Annotated in this window: 18 protein-coding genes and 1 pseudogene; 12 read left to right on the forward strand and 7 right to left on the reverse strand. The window is 48.2% G+C overall.

Annotation, left to right across the window (positions count from 1 at the left end):
• Nucleotides 1-67: 67 nt before the first annotated feature.
• A complete protein-coding gene (locus AC2VDX_RS12940) occupies nucleotides 68-1,789 on the reverse strand; it encodes an ABC transporter permease (RefSeq protein WP_378179480.1) in 1,722 nt (573 codons plus the stop codon).
• Nucleotides 1,790-1,838: 49 nt separating this feature from the next.
• Here AC2VDX_RS12940 and AC2VDX_RS12945 point away from each other — a divergent pair, with 49 nt between their 5' ends.
• On the forward strand, nucleotides 1,839-1,976 hold the full coding sequence (locus AC2VDX_RS12945; protein WP_378179478.1) for a hypothetical protein: 138 nt from the start codon (nucleotides 1,839-1,841) through the stop codon (nucleotides 1,974-1,976).
• Here AC2VDX_RS12945 and AC2VDX_RS12950 read toward each other — a convergent pair.
• A complete protein-coding gene (locus AC2VDX_RS12950; protein ID WP_378179476.1) occupies nucleotides 1,973-2,923 on the reverse strand; it encodes an ABC transporter ATP-binding protein in 951 nt (316 codons plus the stop codon). The genes AC2VDX_RS12945 and AC2VDX_RS12950 overlap by 4 nt on opposite strands.
• Nucleotides 2,924-3,854: 931 nt before the next feature.
• Between AC2VDX_RS12950 and leuB the strand changes: the two genes are divergently transcribed.
• The 11 genes and pseudogenes from leuB to AC2VDX_RS13005 all read left to right on the forward strand — a co-directional run bounded on the left by leuB (nucleotide 3,855) and on the right by AC2VDX_RS13005 (nucleotide 10,958).
• Nucleotides 3,855-4,943, forward strand: a complete 1,089-nt coding sequence (gene leuB / locus AC2VDX_RS12955; RefSeq protein ID WP_378179474.1) for a 3-isopropylmalate dehydrogenase — start codon at nucleotides 3,855-3,857, stop codon at nucleotides 4,941-4,943.
• Nucleotides 4,944-5,043: 100 nt separating this feature from the next.
• Nucleotides 5,044-5,307: a hypothetical protein gene (locus AC2VDX_RS12960; protein WP_378179471.1), complete on the forward strand. Its 264-nt coding sequence runs from the start codon at nucleotides 5,044-5,046 to the stop codon at nucleotides 5,305-5,307.
• Between the two features lie 90 nt (nucleotides 5,308-5,397).
• On the forward strand, nucleotides 5,398-6,219 hold the full coding sequence (locus AC2VDX_RS12965; protein WP_378179469.1) for a prepilin peptidase: 822 nt from the start codon (nucleotides 5,398-5,400) through the stop codon (nucleotides 6,217-6,219).
• Nucleotides 6,220-6,273: 54 nt separating this feature from the next.
• Nucleotides 6,274-6,487: pseudogene (locus AC2VDX_RS12970) on the forward strand (hypothetical protein).
• Between the two features lie 42 nt (nucleotides 6,488-6,529).
• Entirely contained in the window at nucleotides 6,530-7,468 is a 939-nt protein-coding gene (accD, locus tag AC2VDX_RS12975) for an acetyl-CoA carboxylase, carboxyltransferase subunit beta (protein WP_378179466.1), read from the forward strand.
• A gap of 72 nt (nucleotides 7,469-7,540) precedes the next feature.
• The gene (locus AC2VDX_RS12980; protein ID WP_190414291.1) at nucleotides 7,541-7,735 is read left to right on the forward strand and encodes a translation initiation factor IF-2 N-terminal domain-containing protein; all 195 of its coding nucleotides are present in this window, start codon (nucleotides 7,541-7,543) and stop codon (nucleotides 7,733-7,735) included.
• Between the two features lie 178 nt (nucleotides 7,736-7,913).
• Nucleotides 7,914-8,405 (forward strand): photosystem II cytochrome c-550, encoded by a 492-nt coding sequence (gene psbV / locus AC2VDX_RS12985; protein WP_378179462.1) that lies wholly within the window; start codon nucleotides 7,914-7,916, stop codon nucleotides 8,403-8,405.
• A gap of 84 nt (nucleotides 8,406-8,489) precedes the next feature.
• Entirely contained in the window at nucleotides 8,490-8,981 is a 492-nt protein-coding gene (gene psbV2, locus AC2VDX_RS12990) for a photosystem II cytochrome PsbV2 (protein ID WP_378179459.1), read from the forward strand.
• Between the two features lie 137 nt (nucleotides 8,982-9,118).
• Nucleotides 9,119-9,538 (forward strand): plastocyanin, encoded by a 420-nt coding sequence (gene petE, locus AC2VDX_RS12995; protein ID WP_378179456.1) that lies wholly within the window; start codon nucleotides 9,119-9,121, stop codon nucleotides 9,536-9,538.
• A 157-nt stretch (nucleotides 9,539-9,695) separates the two neighbouring features.
• Nucleotides 9,696-10,028, forward strand: a complete 333-nt coding sequence (petJ, locus tag AC2VDX_RS13000; protein ID WP_378179453.1) for a cytochrome c6 PetJ — start codon at nucleotides 9,696-9,698, stop codon at nucleotides 10,026-10,028.
• A 204-nt stretch (nucleotides 10,029-10,232) separates the two neighbouring features.
• Complete coding sequence (locus AC2VDX_RS13005; protein WP_378179450.1) at nucleotides 10,233-10,958, forward strand: rhomboid family intramembrane serine protease; 726 nt, start codon at nucleotides 10,233-10,235, stop codon at nucleotides 10,956-10,958.
• A 221-nt stretch (nucleotides 10,959-11,179) separates the two neighbouring features.
• Here AC2VDX_RS13005 and AC2VDX_RS13010 read toward each other — a convergent pair whose 3' ends face one another.
• From AC2VDX_RS13010 to AC2VDX_RS13030, 5 genes are all read right to left on the reverse strand, one after another.
• Nucleotides 11,180-13,360 (reverse strand): GumC family protein, encoded by a 2,181-nt coding sequence (locus tag AC2VDX_RS13010; RefSeq protein ID WP_378179447.1) that lies wholly within the window; start codon nucleotides 13,358-13,360, stop codon nucleotides 11,180-11,182.
• A 167-nt stretch (nucleotides 13,361-13,527) separates the two neighbouring features.
• Nucleotides 13,528-14,985, reverse strand: coding sequence for a polysaccharide biosynthesis/export family protein (locus tag AC2VDX_RS13015; protein WP_378179445.1), 1,458 nt, complete (start codon nucleotides 14,983-14,985; stop codon nucleotides 13,528-13,530).
• Nucleotides 14,986-15,030: 45 nt separating this feature from the next.
• A complete protein-coding gene (locus tag AC2VDX_RS13020) occupies nucleotides 15,031-15,789 on the reverse strand; it encodes a cyanoexosortase B system-associated protein (protein WP_378179442.1) in 759 nt (252 codons plus the stop codon).
• Nucleotides 15,786-16,670, reverse strand: coding sequence for a cyanoexosortase B (gene crtB / locus AC2VDX_RS13025; protein WP_378179439.1), 885 nt, complete (start codon nucleotides 16,668-16,670; stop codon nucleotides 15,786-15,788). The genes AC2VDX_RS13020 and crtB overlap by 4 nt, the downstream gene beginning before the upstream one ends.
• A gap of 119 nt (nucleotides 16,671-16,789) precedes the next feature.
• Complete coding sequence (locus tag AC2VDX_RS13030) at nucleotides 16,790-17,935, reverse strand: DegT/DnrJ/EryC1/StrS family aminotransferase (RefSeq protein WP_378179437.1); 1,146 nt, start codon at nucleotides 17,933-17,935, stop codon at nucleotides 16,790-16,792.
• Nucleotides 17,936-18,018: the final 83 nt, after the last annotated feature.

The raw sequence follows: 18,018 nt of genomic DNA on the forward strand, positions 1-18,018 counted from the left end.
GGCAGAAAACGGGTTTTTCTAGATTTGTTTTTTTGTGTCCGCAAATTCGATTCGAGCGATCGCTTCTCTATACGCCAGTGGCAGGCAAAGAGGAACGACTGGACATCAGCGATTTCGACGCAGACTCACCCGCTTGTCGCAACTGTCGCGCTGTCTGAATACTCAACAAGCTGAACATTAGCCACTGACCCAGCACTGCCAGACCCAGGCTAGGCGCGGCAGCATCTTTGACCGCAGCCAAGGAGAAGACGGAAAACAGCCATATACCAGGCATTTTAGCGGGAGCGAGTGACAGCAAGCTGAAAATCACTGGGGGCAATATAATCAATCCAGCCACTGTACTCGCTGCCCAGAGCGATCGCTTCGGCGTCTTCATGAACAGCATTAGCTGAGCAACGCCTGCGTAAATCAAAATTAAATTTACACTCAGCAGGATGGTCGCCAGCGCCGATGCTTTATACGCACTTGCCGACCAAAGGAGTATCCAGGGCACCACGATGGTTGAAGCAATCAGCAAATTCAGCGCTACTGCTACCACTGAGGGGCTTTTGTCACCCCATACCAAATCCTGCACCAAGTTTTTCACGCGAGAAGACGTTTTCTCCCGTCGGTAACGCGCCCAATCTTGCAAGACTTGCCGGTGAGGCGACAAAGCCGCCATCAGACACAAGAACAGCGGCAGATTTAACAAGAGTAAAGCACCAAAATTATCAAACAGTCCGTTTGGTATAGATTGTGGATTTTCTGTCCGCCATTTTGGTAGGGTTAGGGCAAATCCGAGAACAGCCACTTCAAAGCAAGCTGTCAGCAAGTAACTCTGCCGCTTGCTCAGTAGAGTAGCACCGGAGTTGTGAAAGCATCGCTTCATCCCTTGCCAAAACCATAAGGTTCCCACCGCATAGTTCAGCACGCTAAAGCCGATGACATTCCAAACGCTGGCACCTAGAGGTAAGTAAAACCATTTCCAGGCTTCCAGTTGCACCATTCCCGTTGAATAGGCACTTCCTTGAGAACTGGCATCAATCAGGTATGCCAGCACAATTGAAGGAGAAAACAGATGCAGCCAATCTAGGGAATTATGGATGAGTGGGCTGCTGTTAAGGCTCATGCTAGTCATGATGCTCAGAAACATCAGCACGATGCCGCTGCCAATCCAAGATTGAAATCCACCGAGTCCACCAGCGACCAAGCCATAAAGTAAGGCGGCGCTATAGATGCAAGCGGCGCTGGCAACAACGACACCATAAAAGCCCAGAATTAGAACTAAAGGAATTTCAGCCGACAGACCCGCCAACAAATGCAAAGGAATTGCCAGACCGGCTAGGAGATAAAGTAAAATCGGCACTCCCAGCAATTTGCCGCTGAAAATACTGGTTGTAGACTGCGGACTGAGGCGAATGAAATTTAGCGTGCCGCGATTTTCTTCCCGCGATAGGTCGCTAATTAGCATATAGGTGCCAGCCACCAAGACGGTCAAGCAGCCAATAACACTCAGCCACACGAACACATCTAGCCACCACAACTGCCAGTTAATGACCAAATTGCCAAGGGAGTCTACAAGGCACCTCTGCCCATAACCAGGGCGATTGTTTAGGCAATATCTACTGTAGATATCGCCCGTACCAGTATCAACCGGCAGTTGAGTCGCTAAACTCATCAGCAGTAGCATTTGACCCATCAGCGCGATCGCTACTGCAATTAATACATTTCGGGGTTTAAGACGCCCTTTAATTTCTCGTAACAGCTGGGGATTCCCATCTCCCAGCCGGTCGCTCCAATTAATTTTCATGACTAAAAAATCTCCAAAATCAAAATTAGTGCTGAGTGAAAAATGAGCATTGTTAATAACTCAGTCCTCAGTCCTCATCCCTCAGTCCTCATCCCTCAGTCTTCATCCCTCATCCCTCAGTCTTCATCCCTCATCCCTCATCCCTCAGTCCTCATCCCTCATCCCTCATCCCTCAGTCCTGTCTTAGGATGCTTGCTGGTGTCCCAGTTTGAGGAAGATGGTTTCCAAGTCTTCCTGAGTGCAATGAAATTCGGTTAGAGGGATGCCAGATTCAACAAGCGATCGCAACAACTTAGCACAATCTTCCTGACCACCCGCAAAGTAAAGGCGCACGCGCTCTTGTCCGGTCATCACCTCCAATTCTTCGACTAAAGGATGGTTTTTCAGTTTTGATACAAGTGACTCTAGCTTACCCAACGTAGACAAGAAAATTTGCTGGCGGCTGAGGCGGCGGCGAAGTTCCTTGAGTGACGCACTTTCTACTAGAAAGCCGAGTTCCATGATGCCTACTGAAGTGCAAAGTTCCTCTAAGTCGCTGAGGACGTGTGACGAAATGACAATCGTCATCCCTGCTTCCTGCAATACCTTGATGATTTCCCGAAACTGCATCCTGGCAAGTGGATCTAATCCCGAAACGGGTTCATCCAACAGCAGCAAAATCGGTTCGTGAATAATTGTCCGCGCCAGACTCAGGCGCTGTTTCATCCCCCGCGAGAGAGTGACAATCATGCTATTGCGCTTACCCGTTAGCTGCACCAGTTCTAAAACTTCCCGCAGGCGCTGGCTGCGGTGTGGTTCTCGCAAGCGGTAGAGACGCCCAAAATAGTCTAGGTAGTCCCAGACTGTCAAATCGTCATACAGGGGGAAGTCATCGGGTAGATAGCCGAGTCGCCGCTTCAGGGTAGGGTTGCTGTGATCGCGTTGCAGGCGATCGCCATTAATATAAATTTCGCCCGTCGTTGGCTCTTCAGCCGCCGCCAACATCCGCAACAACGTTGTTTTACCGGCTCCATTCGGTCCAATTAGTCCATAGACTTCACCAGCTTTTACCTGTAAATCAATATCATTAACAGCAATATGTCGATCGAATTGCTTGGTGAGTCCACAAGTTTGAATTGCCAGTTCTTTTGCCATAGCTGCTGAGGGTTGACTATAAGATGGCTTGCTTGAGTGCTAGCGTAGCCTTTACCTACAGCATTTGCCACGAGCGTTTCTGAAATTTAAACAACATTTCAGCAGCGATTAGCGTTGTAAACCCTTAATTTGCCCCAATGCGTGATAATTTCAGTCAGATAAAGCATTTTGCTATTTGGTTCGGCTAGCAGTTTCAACAGGACTTACCCAAAGCTTATACATATAGCATTTTTTCGGGTTCAATCCCCCTGTGGTTGCCCAAGAGATGTGGTGATATTTGCGTAAGTCCTTAGCTCTGTCAATGTCGTTAGTTAAAATTCCGATTCTCTGTTCTTCCAATTCTCAAATAGCACAGATGCAATCTTTGATAATTCTCTGCGAACCTTTTTATTAATATTTTTTAATAAAACTCCCCGATATTTTTTGAACCCTTCACAATTGAGATGCATCATATCATTTGTTTAAAATTATTTAAAAAATGCTTGCAAATAAGTCTTAGATATTTTATTATTTAATATTAAGTTTTTCCGTTGCAACCACTTGATGAATTAAAAAGTGTTTGCAAAGCTAGTTAGTAAATTATCTGACATCGACCTGAGAAAATGCTGAAAAAATAGTCTTGGTATCTTGTAGGGGCGAAGGATACCATTCGGCAAGGCTTACGCCTACAAGCGGCAATTTCTCATTGTTAGTGGCATTTACTGAATGATTTGCCCTTAGATATGAATGGTGGCATAACCGAATTTTCAGACATCCTGATAATGGCTGCCCTCATCGCCTTCTTTTTTGGTGGAAAACTAGCAATCAGAGGAATTGCTGGTATACCTGCACCTATTTAGGTTTAACTGGGCAGATTGTATCTGAATCTTAAGTGTTTTTTAGGTACATTTCCCCTGTATGATTAATAACTCGCAAGAGTTTTGAACGACCTATGACACAGCAGAACTACCGTATTACCCTACTCCCTGGCGATGGCATTGGCCCTGAAATTATGGCAGTGGCGGTAGACGTGCTGAAACTTGTCGGGAAACAATTTGATATTCAGTTTGAATTTCAAGAAGCCCTCTTGGGTGGTGCGGCAATTGACGCTACGGGAGAACCGCTACCCGCCCAAACGTTAGAAAGGTGCCGCAATAGTGATGCTGTTTTACTCGCCGCTATTGGCGGTTATAAGTGGGATAACCTCCCTCGCCATCAACGCCCGGAAACTGGTTTGCTAGGACTCAGGGCTGGTCTTGGTTTATTTGCCAATTTGCGTCCAGCAAAAATCTTACCCCAGTTAGTGGATGCCTCGTCGTTGAAACGGGAAGTGGTCGAGGGCGTCGATATGATGGTGGTGCGCGAATTGACTGGGGGTATTTACTTTGGGGAACCGAGAGGGATTTTTGCTACGGAAACGGGCCAGAAGCGCGGCGTCAATACAATGGCTTATACGGAAGCAGAAATTGACCGAATTGGGCGAGTAGCCTTTGAAACAGCGCAAAAACGCAGTGGGAAGCTATGTTCGGTGGATAAATCAAATGTGCTGGAAGTGTCGCAGTTGTGGCGCGATCGCATAACTGCTCTATCTAAAGAATATCCAGATGTAGAATTGTCTCACCTCTATGTAGACGCCGCTGCCATGCAACTTCTTCGCTGGCCTAAACAATTCGACACAATTGTAACTGGTAATCTATTTGGTGATATCCTGTCTGATGCTGCCGCTATGCTTACCGGCAGTATTGGAATGTTACCTTCTGCCAGTTTAGGTGCATCTGGTCCTGGTGTCTTTGAACCCGTCCACGGTTCTGCCCCCGATATCGCTCTTCAGGATAAAGCAAATCCGCTGGCGCAGGTTCTGAGTGCAGCGATGATGCTGCGCTACGGCTTAGACCAGCCTGCTGCTGCCAATAAAATTGAGCAAGCGGTGATGCAAGTTCTGGAGCAGGGCGATCGCACGGGTGACATCATGTCTGAGGGGATGAATCTTTTAGGGTGCAGTGCAATGGGCAATGCGTTGATCCAAGCCCTAGAACAGTAGACAAGAAAATTTCATCTTCAACTGCAACAAAAATTGTTATATCTATTGCAGTAATTGCACTGGTAGATTATAGACTAGCTCAAATATCAGGGGTAGACGAGTGGTTTACACTTCACAGCAACGGTTAGAAAATCGGACGGAAAGGATAGATATCCCCGTGTTGCTAGACCCCAGCATCGTCAGAGCAGCTCGACAAATCTATCGGACTTACTCGGAAGTCCATCCAGACCGCATACAGCGCCCTCTAGGGGTGGCGATCGATCGGTATACCTATCGGGGCAAGCTGATTTTTGCAGGCAAACCGATTCTGTTGCCGCAAGAATGTTTTGTGCCTTTTAGTCAAATTGAGTCGGAAATATATTAGTTATTAGTCTAATTGTCCTTAGTCATTAGTCATGACCAACCCACTACTAATGACCAATGACTCATGACCCATGACTCGTGACTAATTGCTATGGATAACTTGATGGCGTTGCCTGCTGCGGCGATTGTCTTCGCATTGGGTGCCTCGATTGGCAGTTTTCTGAATGTGGTAATTTATCGATTGCCAGCAGGCTTATCGATTCTTTGGCCCCCTTCTCGTTGCCCCCATTGCCTGCATCGACTGGGTAAGCGTGAAAATGTCCCAATTTTAGGCTGGCTGTGGTTACGGGGGCGCTGTCGCCACTGTAGAAGCAAGATTTCCGGGCGCTATCCACTGGTAGAAGCGGCAACAGGGATGCTGTTTTTGCTAGTTTTCTTGACGTTTGGAGTCTCAATGCAAACGCTAGGATACTGGGCTTTTTTCAGCTGGCTTTTAACACTATCGCTGATCGATTTAGACACAATGACGTTGCCCAATCCACTCACTCAAACGGGATTAATTTTGGGTTTAGTGTTTCAGGCGATCGCCGGTTTTCTGCCAGCAGCAAGTTGGGCGGAAAGTGCAAATCATTTGATGTCAGGCATTGTGGGTGGTGTAGTCGGAATTTGGTTGTTTGACATCATTGCTTTTGGGGGAGCGATCGCTTTTGGGCGAGCAGCAATGGGTGGAGGAGATGCTAAACTGGCGGCAATGATGGGAGCCTGGTTGGGCTGGAAGAATTTGCTACTGGCTGGGTTTTTGGCTTGTGCAGTGGGAGCCTTTGCCGGTGGGGGCGCGATCGCGCTTGGCTGGCACCAGAGGCACCGACCCATGCCCTTTGGTCCCTTTCTGGCACTGGGAGCGCTCTTAGCCACTTTTTGGGGAGAGGCGATTTGGTCTGCTTACCTGCAACTCTTTTTCCCCCTCAGTTAACCCATTCCCCCTGCCCTGATTTACCGCAATACTGCCGTATTGTAAGATATTCCAGTGTCTTGGATTACCCTAAAAACCAATTGCGTTCGCTGGGAAGCTGAATTAATGCAGCAGATGCTGGCGGCTCATCAAATTCCTAGTCGGATTCACGGGCGTCGGTGTGGCACCTTATTTCGGTGCGGGGAGTCCTACTGCCTTACAGGTGCGATCGCACCAGCAGTGGACAGCCCTGCTGTTATTGAGTCCGATTCAGGAAGAGCAAGCTTAAAGCGCCGGAAAATCATTTTAATAAGAGGAATTAACCGTTTTCATGTCTCTATTTGATTGGTTTGCAAATCGACGAAAATCAGAGCCAATTAGTCAACAGCGGCAAGAGCGTGAGATTGCGGATGGACTGTGGACAAAGTGCGAGGCGTGTGCTGTCCTTGCCTATACCAAAGACCTCCGCTTAAACGATATGGTTTGCCTGGAGTGCAACCATCACAACCGGGTGTTCAGCGATGAACGCATCCACCAGCTGATCGATGTCAATACCTGGATGCCGTTGGACGAGCAGGTGTTTCCCACCGATCCGCTGAAGTTCCGCGATCGCAAACAATATTGCGATCGCTTGCGAGAAACTCAAGACAAAACTGGCTTGGTGGACGCCGTACAGACAGGAATGGGGCAATTGGAGAGCTTGCCTGTCGCCCTCGGTGTCATGGACTTCCGCTTCATGGGCGGTAGCATGGGTTCTGTCGTCGGAGAAAAAATTACCCGCCTGATTGAGCGAGCCACCTGGGAAAGAAAGCCCGTAGTCATTGTCTGTGCCTCCGGCGGTGCCAGGATGCAGGAGGGAATGTTAAGTCTGATGCAAATGGCGAAAATCTCCGGGGCATTGGAGCGTCATCAAGACGCCAGACTGCTGTATATCCCGGTTCTCACTCACCCCACAACTGGCGGCGTCACTGCTTCTTTTGCCATGTTGGGAGACATCATTCTCGCAGAGCCAAAAGCCACAATTGGCTTTGCAGGGCGTCGCGTGATCGAACAAACCTTGCGAGAAAAGCTCCCCGATGATTTTCAAACCTCTGAGTATTTGCTCCAGCACGGTTTTGTAGACGCCATTGTGCCCCGCACTCAGTTAAAGAAAACTCTAGCCCAGCTCATTCGCCTGCACCAACTACTTCCCCCTGCACCGCCCCCCCTACCACTATCGGAAACTCTCGACTCCGATCGCCCAATATCTAGATTGATCCCAAGCAACTAGACAGGGAAGGGAAAGCGACCGCAAGAGTGGGATGATATTGATATTAGAGCGGTTCAATCTCTCTCAATCATCATGGGTTTTGCAGACCTGTCCATTGCCGAAATCGCAGCAGACTATAACCTCCCAGTAGAGGAGGTTTTCAAGCTGTGCGAACAATTGGGAATCGCCTATAAAACCCAACAGAGCCGTCTGGCTCTGGAGGATGCCAAGGCCATCATTTCTAAGATTCTGTCTCAAAAACAGGGATCGGGCACTGACGGAGGGTAAAATTAATCCCGACCAACTATCCTGAGTCCCAACAGTCGATTTTCCTTTCTGGCAATCGGCTTGCTTCTTTTTGTCCAGATGATTGGTTGAGAAGCCTGCAACTTAGGGGTCGGCTTATAAGATTGAGTCCAGCTGTGTTGTGGATCAAAAACTCGCACCAAATTTCTTAAGGAGAACCATGCTTAAGCGATACATAAGTCTGGCTTTAGCCACTGTAATTTTCACTTTCGGATTGCTTGTCAGTCGGGTAATGGCAGTCGAACTGACTGACGAAGTTCGCACCGTACAAGTAAACGATCGAGGTCAGCAGGTGACATTAAACTTAAAACAAGTCGCCGAAGGCAAACGCCTATTTAACTATGCCTGCGCTTCGTGCCATGCTGGGGGCGTCACCAAGACTGATTTCAATGTCGGTCTAGGCCCGGACGATTTGGCTGGGGCAAACCCGCCGCGCGACAACATTGCCGCTCTGGTGGATTATATGCATCATCCCACGACCTACGATGGGGAAACTGCAATCTCTGAAGTACACCCCAGCAAAGAGAGTTCCGATATTTATACGGTGATGAGAAATCTCACAGATGATGACCTGTTTGAGATCGCCGGTCATATCCTCCTACAGCCGAAAATCCTCGGCGAACAGTGGGGAGGCGGTAAAGCCGTGCGCTAAGTAAAATTATGAGTTATGAGTTATGAATTTTGAATAAATTCATAACTCATATTTTTTGCATTTTGTCAATTCGTAACACGGTCAATGCTGCGTCAATTATTCTCACTTCGCCGTTTATTTTTGATTTTGGGCATCTGCTTGGGCGTCTGGATGGTCAGTTTACCGGCTCAAGCCGCAGCCTCCTACGTTCGGCAGTACCTGCGAGTTACCGAACCCATTTCCATAGACTTAGATGGGCAAGGTCAGACTCGCCAGTTCTCTGCGGAAGATTTATCGGCAGGGAAGCAGTTATTTGAACAACACTGTCTAAATTGTCATGTCGGCGGCGCTACCCTGCCAAATCCCGCTGTGTCTTTGTCCCTGAAGGACTTGAATGGTGCCACTCCACCTCGCGACACCATCAACAGCATCGTGGCTTTCCTGCGGCAGCCGATGACCTACGACGGGGGCGAAGAAAGCTTTTGGTGTCGTCAAGTACCGGAAAGTTGGATGGCGCGTCAGGAGGTGGAAACTATAGCAGCCTTTGTTCTCAGAGCCGCACAGGTAGCACCGGGATGGGGTACAAATGATTTATGAACCCCGTGTCTATTCAGGATGCATCTGCCAATGCTTCCGATTGATAGAAAGCAAAAATGTCTTAATCTTCTACAGATGTAAACGTTAAAGCTAAAATATTACTAAACAAAATTAATTGACAATTTTGGGAGGAAACGATGAGATTGAGAATGACAATTCCCCGAAGCTTAGGTTTACTAATTTGCACAATTCTGCTAGTAGTCTCTAGCTTTGTGTTGTCAGCTTCTCCTGCATCAGCAGAAACCTATACGATTAAAATGGGCACGGATGCCGGGATGTTGAAGTTTGAACCGGCTAAACTCACAATCAAGCCGGGTGACACAGTAAAGTTTGTCAATAATAAACTAGCTCCCCATAATGCTGTTTTTGATGATAAGGGAGTGCCAAGCGGAGATAAAGCGCTGGCTAAGGAACTGTCTCACACCAAGTTGCTAAACTCTCCAGGAGAGTCCTACGAGACGACTTTCTCATCTGACACACCGCCGGGCACCTATACGTACTATTGTCAACCTCACAGGGGCGCTGGGATGGTTGGTAAAATTACAGTAGAGGGTTAATAGCACCGCTCCTTGGTACTGGCAATTCCATCATAATCACCCTTGAGGTTTAAGATTTCTTCTCCTCTTTGGTGATAGCAAAAGCCTTGAAGAAGCTTAGAATAGTTCTGCAAGGCTTTTTTTTATGACTGTACTTGTTAAGAAGAGGAGAATCAAGTTGAGGAAACTGTTATCGGTTTTACTGTTGACGATTGCGGTGTTGACAGTTGCCTTGACTCGCCCAGCCAATGCAGCTGATACAGCCAGTGGTGCTAAAATTTTCAGCGCTAACTGCGCTGCTTGCCACGTGGGCGGCGGTAACGTGATTATGGCTAACAAAACTTTGAAGAAGGATGCTCTAGACAAGTATGGGATGAACTCGATGGATGCCATTGTCAACCAGGTAACGAATGGAAAAAATGCCATGCCAGCCTTCAAAGGACGTCTGAATAAAAAGCAAATTGAGGACGTTGCTGGCTATGTCATGGAAAAGGCTGCACAGGGCTGGTAATCTGACAATAGTTCCCTCATGCACCATGATTAAACCCCTCTAGTGTACCTAGAGGGGTTTAATGTTTTACGGGTTTATCATTGCCTCTACCTTCTCACGGAGAGCGTCTCATACTGGATCTCTATCCAGAGGTGAAAAGACAGCTAGGAAGAAATTAAGTTATGTTGTTTCCAGCTTTTGCTTGGATAGTTAGGAAAGACGCCTGTGGTTCCTTTACGTGATGACAATCCTACAAGCATCACTCCGTATGTCACTTATGGACTGATTGCTGCGAATATTTTGGCTTTTATATATGAGTTGACTTTGGCCCCACAACAGCTGGAAGGTTTTTTTCACCTTGCTGCTGTGGTTCCTAGAGAGTTATCTGCTAGCTTTAGTGGCATACCTGTGAATCAGCCGGTACCGGAGTGGCTGACACTGGTGACATCGCAATTCTTGCACGGTGGGTTTTTACACCTTGCCGGTAATATGCTGTTCCTCTGGATTTTTGGCAACAACGTTGAAGACAAGCTGGGTCACGTCAAGTACTTAATTTTTTACCTGACGTGCGGGATTCTAGCGGTTTTAACTCAGTGGTATTTTTCAATGAATTCTGGCATTCCTTCCTTGGGGGCAAGTGGTGCGATCGCTGGTGTCTTAGGAGCCTACATTCTCAGATTCCCCAAAACACAAGTGCTGACATTAATTCCTTTGGGTATCTTCTTCACCACGATTCGCGTTCCTGCTGTTTTCTTTCTGGGTTTTTGGTTTGTTCAGCAGGCTTTTTATGGCGTCGCGAGTCTGAATGCGCCTACGAATATTGGGATGGAGCAAGGTGGAGTTGCCTATTGGGCACACGCTGGTGGCTTTATTTTCGGGGCAATCTTAGCACCGCTGTTGGGATTGTTTTCTTCCGACTCGGACAACCATCCAGAACAACAAACTTTTTAGCAAGCGGTTGCCGAGTGAGCTGGCATATTTTGAAAATCAGGAAAAGCGGTCACTTCTTCTGCTCTGCTACAACCAAGAATCTAAACTGGTTTTTTTAGACGCTTTACAGCTTGGTTTTTTACGAATGGCTAACTGCTCGCGATCTTTCTACAATGAGCGGTTAGCCATTTGTTATTAGCAGCCTCCATCTGGTTCGGATACCCGAAGCGGATTTGAGATGACTAGCGCTTAATGTACTCACTTGGCACTTGTTCTGACCGAGAATGGGAAGGCTCTAATTCTTCTTCTTCTTCTTCTTCTATGTCGGCTTCAATGTCCTCATTTTTCACGCTGGGAACCTGCACTGGGGTGTCTACCGCATTGATCAGCGCTCCCACGAGTGGCAGTTCTGCTGCGGTCAATTGATCGATTGCCTCTACCAAAATACTCTCCTGGGTGAAACCCGGTCGAGTCACCAGCACAATACCATCGGCGTAGGGTTCCAATAGGAGGGCATCGTTGCACCGGCTTAAGGCAGGGGTATCGAGAATTACTAAGTCAAAACGACCTCGCGCATCTTCGATCAGCCGCCTGAGTTCGCTGGATTCCAGAATCGCAGCGGCATTACGCACGGGGCCGGGACTGGGCACCACGTATAGGTTTTCAATGTCTGGGACTAAACGGATACACTCACTTAACTGAGTGTAGTACCGTAGGGGTTCAAGGCTAGCACCAGGATCGGGAGCGACTTTCAGGAACTTGGACTCAGAAGGCGATCGCAAATCGGTTTCTATCACCAGAGTGCGCTTGCCAGCAAAAGCCGATGCAATTCCGAGGTTATAAGCATTGACTGTCTTACCCTCTTGGCTAATCGTGCTGGTCAATAACACCACTTTCAAGGGTTGATCGCTCGCTCGCCGCAGATTGCTGCGGAAGCGCTCGTAATAGTCGTGATAAACGGAATCCTGCTGGAGCAAAATCGGCGTCTCGCCCAGTTGCGGATCTTGGAGGGCGACGAAAGGCACTTCACCCAGCACCAGCACATCCCGTTGTCGTAGTGCCGCCCGCACTTCCTCGACCGTGTAGAACGTGCCATCGAGCATCGCTAACAGGAAAATCAATCCGCCGCCAACCAACACCCCGACCAAAGCTCCCACTGCTACCGTTAACGGTAAGCTTTGGCTCTTCTGCTCGCTAGCGGCAACTTGTGGCGGTTGGGCAATAGTGAGACTGCTGACTGTCTCGGCTTCTGCTGCCTTGGCATCTACTAATGCCACTTGCATCTTATCGTACAGACCTTGTTTGAGCTGAATTTGCTGTTGTAGTCGTGCTTGATCCAGCTGCTTATTGGGGATTTTTACATATTCAGCCCGGAGTTGCTGCTCGGCTTTGCGGCTAGACTGTAGTTGCTGTTGCAGCGTTTCGCGCTGGGTTTGTAAAGCTACCAGAGTGTTTGCCATACCTTGCCGCGTTGGATCGAGGCTGCTGTCTCTGCGAATTTGACTGGGGGGCAAGGGTGCTGCCAAACCGTCTCCACCCATCACCTCCGATGCTCGCGCCGACAGCAGTTCGTTGTAGGCTGTTAGCTGTTTTTTCAGCTGAATGATTTGAGGATGCTCCTCCCGCAAATCCCGGCTGAGAATTTGCAGCTGGGTTTCAGTTTGATGAATTTGCGATCGCAAGCTGTTAATAATTGGGTCGGCACTCAAGGCAGAAGACGTGTAAGCTTCAGTCGCCGTCAAACCCAACTTGTTTTGTAGACTGCGAATTTGGGTATCAATTCCTTCCAAAGTCATCTGAATCTGACGTTGCTGCTCTTCGCTGCCAGAAATTGCACCCAGTGTCCTCCCATCCTGAGCGGCAACCAGTGCTGGTCCCTCCGTGCGAATATACTGCTCCAGTCTCTGTTGAGCCTCTCTAAGTTGCGTCTCAGCAGGAGATAACCGGGCACTGATGGAGTCAATAATCGCTCGTAGTCGGGAGCTGTTAATCAAACGACTTTGTTCCACCATTCCCTGCATCAGCGCTTCCAAGGTGGCAGCCGCTCGCTTCGGATCGCTATCGCTGTACGAAACTTGAATAACCTTCGGCCCGTCCTCCTCCGGCAGCTTTACTTTCGCATTTTTGGCAATTTGTGTTGTGTCTACTTTCACCCGCGTTGCTGCTGCTTTGACCACATTCTCTGCTAGCAGCGTATCCTCATTTAGCTCTTGACCCTGCTTTTGAATCGCTTGCGTCGTCGTCGAAAATGGAGCAATCGGCCCGTTATAAGCCAGCACGCCTGCGGCTTTGAAAACGGGAGCTGGTGCTGGTTGTATACCCACGACAGCTGACGCACCGACAATGATAGCAAAGCCAGCTAATCCAATCCATTTATGTTGATCGAGGGCGATCAGATAACGCTTAACAATGGGAGGAGTCATGGTCGTTTTCGGGACTAGGGGCTAGTGAGGAAATAAGGAGTAAAAACAAATAGAAATTAAAAGTTCACACTAAATATTTTTCTTATTTTGCTGCTTTGACTTGGCATTTTATAACATCTCTTTTCTCAGATATTTTTGTTGTAAGCTGGAATTTATTACCGGCTTCTTTAGTTTGAGTTATCATTATTATCGTTAGTTGGGCCAAAGAGGTTAGTAGCATTTTCTCTTAGCTGGTCAAAAAACAGCACGAATCCCAAAATATCCCGGAAGGGTTGAGTAAAGGTACTCAGTGCATAAGTAATTCTACCAATCAAGTTACGACCCACCACGATGACATCGTTATTCATCAGCGGGACATTTTGAGCAATATTTCCCAGTAGCGCTGCTTTCCCGTCTATTTTCTGAGTAACCGCTTTGCCGCGTTCGGGATCGAATCGAATCAGGGCGATATCCCGCAGGTTAGAATTATCTGGACTGGGGCCGATAGCGCTTAAAGCATCAACAAATGTACTACCGTTGGGCAAGCTAATACTACCAATTCCCCCACCAGCGTAGCTCAAAACTCGGATGTTGATCTGCTGCTGAGACACAGTGGAGCGAGAAACTAGCGAGCGATCGTAGTTTTGATCTGTGGCAACTTCTAGCTTCGGGATGACCACTGCATCGCCATCTTGTAAGCGTAAATTGGGGAGTGATTGTCCATTTAGCAGCGGCGTAAACAAATCAACCCGTTGCTCAATTGTCGAACCATCAATTCGGGCGCGACGCACCAAAACCGATCGCAGGTCTCCTAGAGTGGTGCTGCCGCCAGCAACCAGCAGTGCCGCAGACAGTTGAGATCCGGGTGATAGGGTGTAGTAACCGGGTTTCACCACTTCGCCGCTAATTGTGACTTGGGCTGGACGTGCCGAAGCTAAAGTTAAAGTCACATTAGGATTGATAAAAAAGCTGCTTAAACCTAAGCGAATTTTTTCTTGTGCTTCTTCTAAAGTCAAACCTTGTACTGACACCCTTCCCAGTTGAGGCACTATAATATCGCCTTGTTGATTAACTTGGGCTTGAAAGTTTAAATCCGGACGCAACCCAGAGAGTGAGAGTAATACAACCGGATCAACCACATAGCGGGTTAAGCCGGAACGAATTTTTTCTTGTGCTTCTTGCACGGTAAGACCTTTGAGCGACACTCTTCCCAGTAGCGGAACTATTATGTTGCCGTCTAGATCGATAGGGGTTTGAAGATTCAAATCTGGAAAGCGCTCAACCAAAATGCTAATTACATCTCCCGTTCCCAAGCGGTAGGTACCTGGAGGACGCTCAACCACAACGCTAACTACATCTCCAATTCCTAACTGGTAGCGGCTAAACTGCGGCGACGCAGTGCCTTCCAGAAGCGGTTGCTCTTGAGGATAGCCTACAGGTGGCGGCGGGCTTGTAGGGTCAACGGCAGCAGGAGGCACCACCACAGGAAATTGCGGCAACTGCGCCTGAGTGTCAAAGTGTCCAGCTATAGGTGTTGCTGTTGCCTGTCGCGTCCAGAGAAAGACACCACCCAACAGCGTATAAACAGTCGTTTGGATACTGACGAGGGAGAGGGCTGTAAAGCGACGCAACTGAATTTTACTCATTAGTCAGTAGTCATTATTCAGTAGTTATTAGTCATTAGCTAAAAACTAAGGACTAATAACTTTTGGACGTAAAACCTCTGCCATCAAGGCGGCTTGAACCGTTTGACCGAGCGATTTAGCCAGCGGCAGAGCTGTGTCAACCTCAGCCAAAGGTTCCATTGGCATCAAGATGCTAACAGCAACCCAAGGCAAGCGGCGACGATGCAACTGCACCATTTGATCCGCCCAGAACCAGCCACTGGGAGCAGGATTGCCTCCTCCAGGCCAAGCGTACCACTGTAGCACAGCGAAGGTCTGCTGCCGAGTCCAACCGCGAAAGAAACGAGCTTCAACATTGGAAGATGTCGGACGTGCAGGAGAAGTTCCGGGTTCTTTTGTTTTGTGCGTTCCTGCTTGCGAAGGAGTTTCAACCTTAAAGTGCAAGCGACGCTCTTGATCTGTCTGCCACTCCTTAAATCCATTAATGTCCATCCACTCAACCTCTGGCTGAGCCTTATTGTCATCTTGGGGCAAAAGCAGCAAAGTTACCTGGGTTTTTTCATCCCGCTGGAGTTCCTGAATTGACCATTTATGACCGCCAATCGTTACGGTATGCTGTTGTTGAGTCTGCCAGTCGGGAAGCGATAGCCCAGTCTGCCGTAAATTTTTCATCTGCTTGAGGTTGGCAATTTTTGGAGGATGCGCCCAAGGCCAGTGTCCCGTCCAGTAACTAGGAACTGCACCAATTGCCATTAGCACGATGAGAAAACATAGGACGACGACTTTAGAAAATTGCAAGCGCTGCAATAACTTGGGCAGTTTCATGCTTCATCCTTTTGAGGCGCATCTGAGCTATATTTTTCAATCAAAATCAGTAGAAGCACAATTAACCCCAACATACAGGCAGAATAAACGTCGCCGCCCCAGCCTTCGTGCAGCCAATCAAAAGCTTTTTCTTGACCAGTGCCATGAAAGAAGGTAAGCAGGGTATTGCGGACGATATTACCACTGATGCTGATGACCGCTGCACCCACGATTAACAAAATTGTCTTTGTGCGAGACCTCCAAGTATCCGTCCAGTAAAGCAGCATTAAGGTTACGTAGAAACTGGTGAATAACATCTTAAGACCTGCACAGAAAGGCGCAACTTCTACAATTCGTCCACCCACGAACAAGTAAATCTGGTTGACAGTGACATCCATGCCGAACTGAGTCAGGATAAAACCAGCCGTTCCGGCAATAAATCGCTGGAGGGGTAAGGTATAGGGAGCCAGCAAGTAAGGAATTTGCGTCGGCGTTGCCAAAAATACGAGCAACAAGGGAAAGCTTTGAAGTTTGAAGCCAGGAACTCCTTTCAGCCACAGACAAAGTCCAGCTAATACAGCGGGAAAGGATAAATTTATCAGGTCAGTAATGCCGCTGAGATAAAATACCCCGCCCAACGCCAGCAAGGCTGCGCCTAGTGGATGACTTGTATCTGGTAATTGACGCCAATGCTGTCGATTTAACCAGCTGATATAGGCGGCAAAAGGCAAACCAATTAAACCGTGACTGTAATATTCATGTTCAATACTGATATTTTTGTTCAGCCAGCCATCGTACCAGTGCCATAAAAGCGGAGCATACAGAATCACCAGCAGAGCAATGATGGTTCCTTCTAGCAAGTAGCGCTCAATGGCAATCGGAATCTTTCGCTCAAATTGCATAGTTTGACCTTAATTATCTAAGCTTTACTTAATGCTAAGGGTGCAAAGGTACGCAAAGTTAGAATTCTCCTTGGCGTACCGAGAGCGCTTCCCTTTGCGTTCTTTGGGTTGAAAATTTATCAGGTTCTAACACACAAGGTTTGCAAGGTATCAATGACCTGATGGACTTGGGTATCGCTTAAGCCTGGATACATAGGTAAGGATAAAATTTCTAGTGCTAGGGCTTCGGCTTGGGGGAAGTCTCCGGCTTGATAGCCGAGATTCTCGAAGGCGGGTTGAAGATGACAGGGAATGGGGTAGTGGATGCCGGTTTGAATGCCAACAGCCGCTAGTTTGTCTTGAATCGTCTGCCGGTCGAGGGGACAAGCTTTGGTGATGCGGATAACATACAGGTGATAAATGTGACCGTTCCCATTTTGGTTTTGTAGGGAAAAAATTCCGGAGTTTGCCAGCGGCTTTAGTAAAACATCGTACTGCTGGGCTGCTTGATTACGTGCCTGATTCCAGTCGGCAAGATGAGGTAGTTTGATGTTGAGGACAGCGGCTTGCAGGGTATCGAGTCGGCTGTTGGTACCGGATTCGGTGTGATAATATTTACGGGAAGAACCGTAATTGCGGAGCGATCGCATTTTCTGCGCGATCGCTTCGTCATCGGTGATCACCATGCCTCCATCCCCTAATGCCCCCAAATTTTTACTGGGATAGAAGCTAAAAGCTGCTGCTTTGCCAATAGAACCAGCACGATAACCTTCTCGCTCTGCCAGGTGAGCCTGAGCGGCGTCTTCAAATACAATCAGGTTGTGGGCGCTGGCGAAGTCCAAAAGTTGGCGAGGCGAAACCATTTGCCCATACAAATGCACCGGAACGATTGCTTTGGTTTTGGGTGTGACTGCCTTTTCGGCGGCTGTAAAGTCAATTAGCGCAGTTTGGGGGTCGCAATCGACTAAAATTGGTGTGGCACCAGCGTGGGTGACGCCAATCAAAGTGGCGATGAAAGTATTGGTGGGTAAAATGACCTCATCCCCGGCACCAATGCCACAGGCTTCTAATCCGAGCGCTAGCGCATCTGTTCCCGAAGCGACCCCAATGCCATAAGCCACACCACAGGCACTCGCAAACGCCGCCTCGAAGTCAGCCACAGCCTGACCTAATATAAAATCTCCCCGTTGAATCGTACCCCGCACTGCCTCCTCTATCTGTGTTTGAAGAGGCTGGTGTTGGAGTTGAAGATCCACAAAGGGAATTGCTGTCGTGATATTGTTCATACGGTGTGGGGATTAAAGTTAGGGATAGTTCCTAGAGTTTTTTTGAATTGCCAACAAGAATGCCTTTGGATATATCAACAGCA

The sequence above is a fragment of the Coleofasciculus sp. H7-1 genome, from assembly GCF_057473865.1.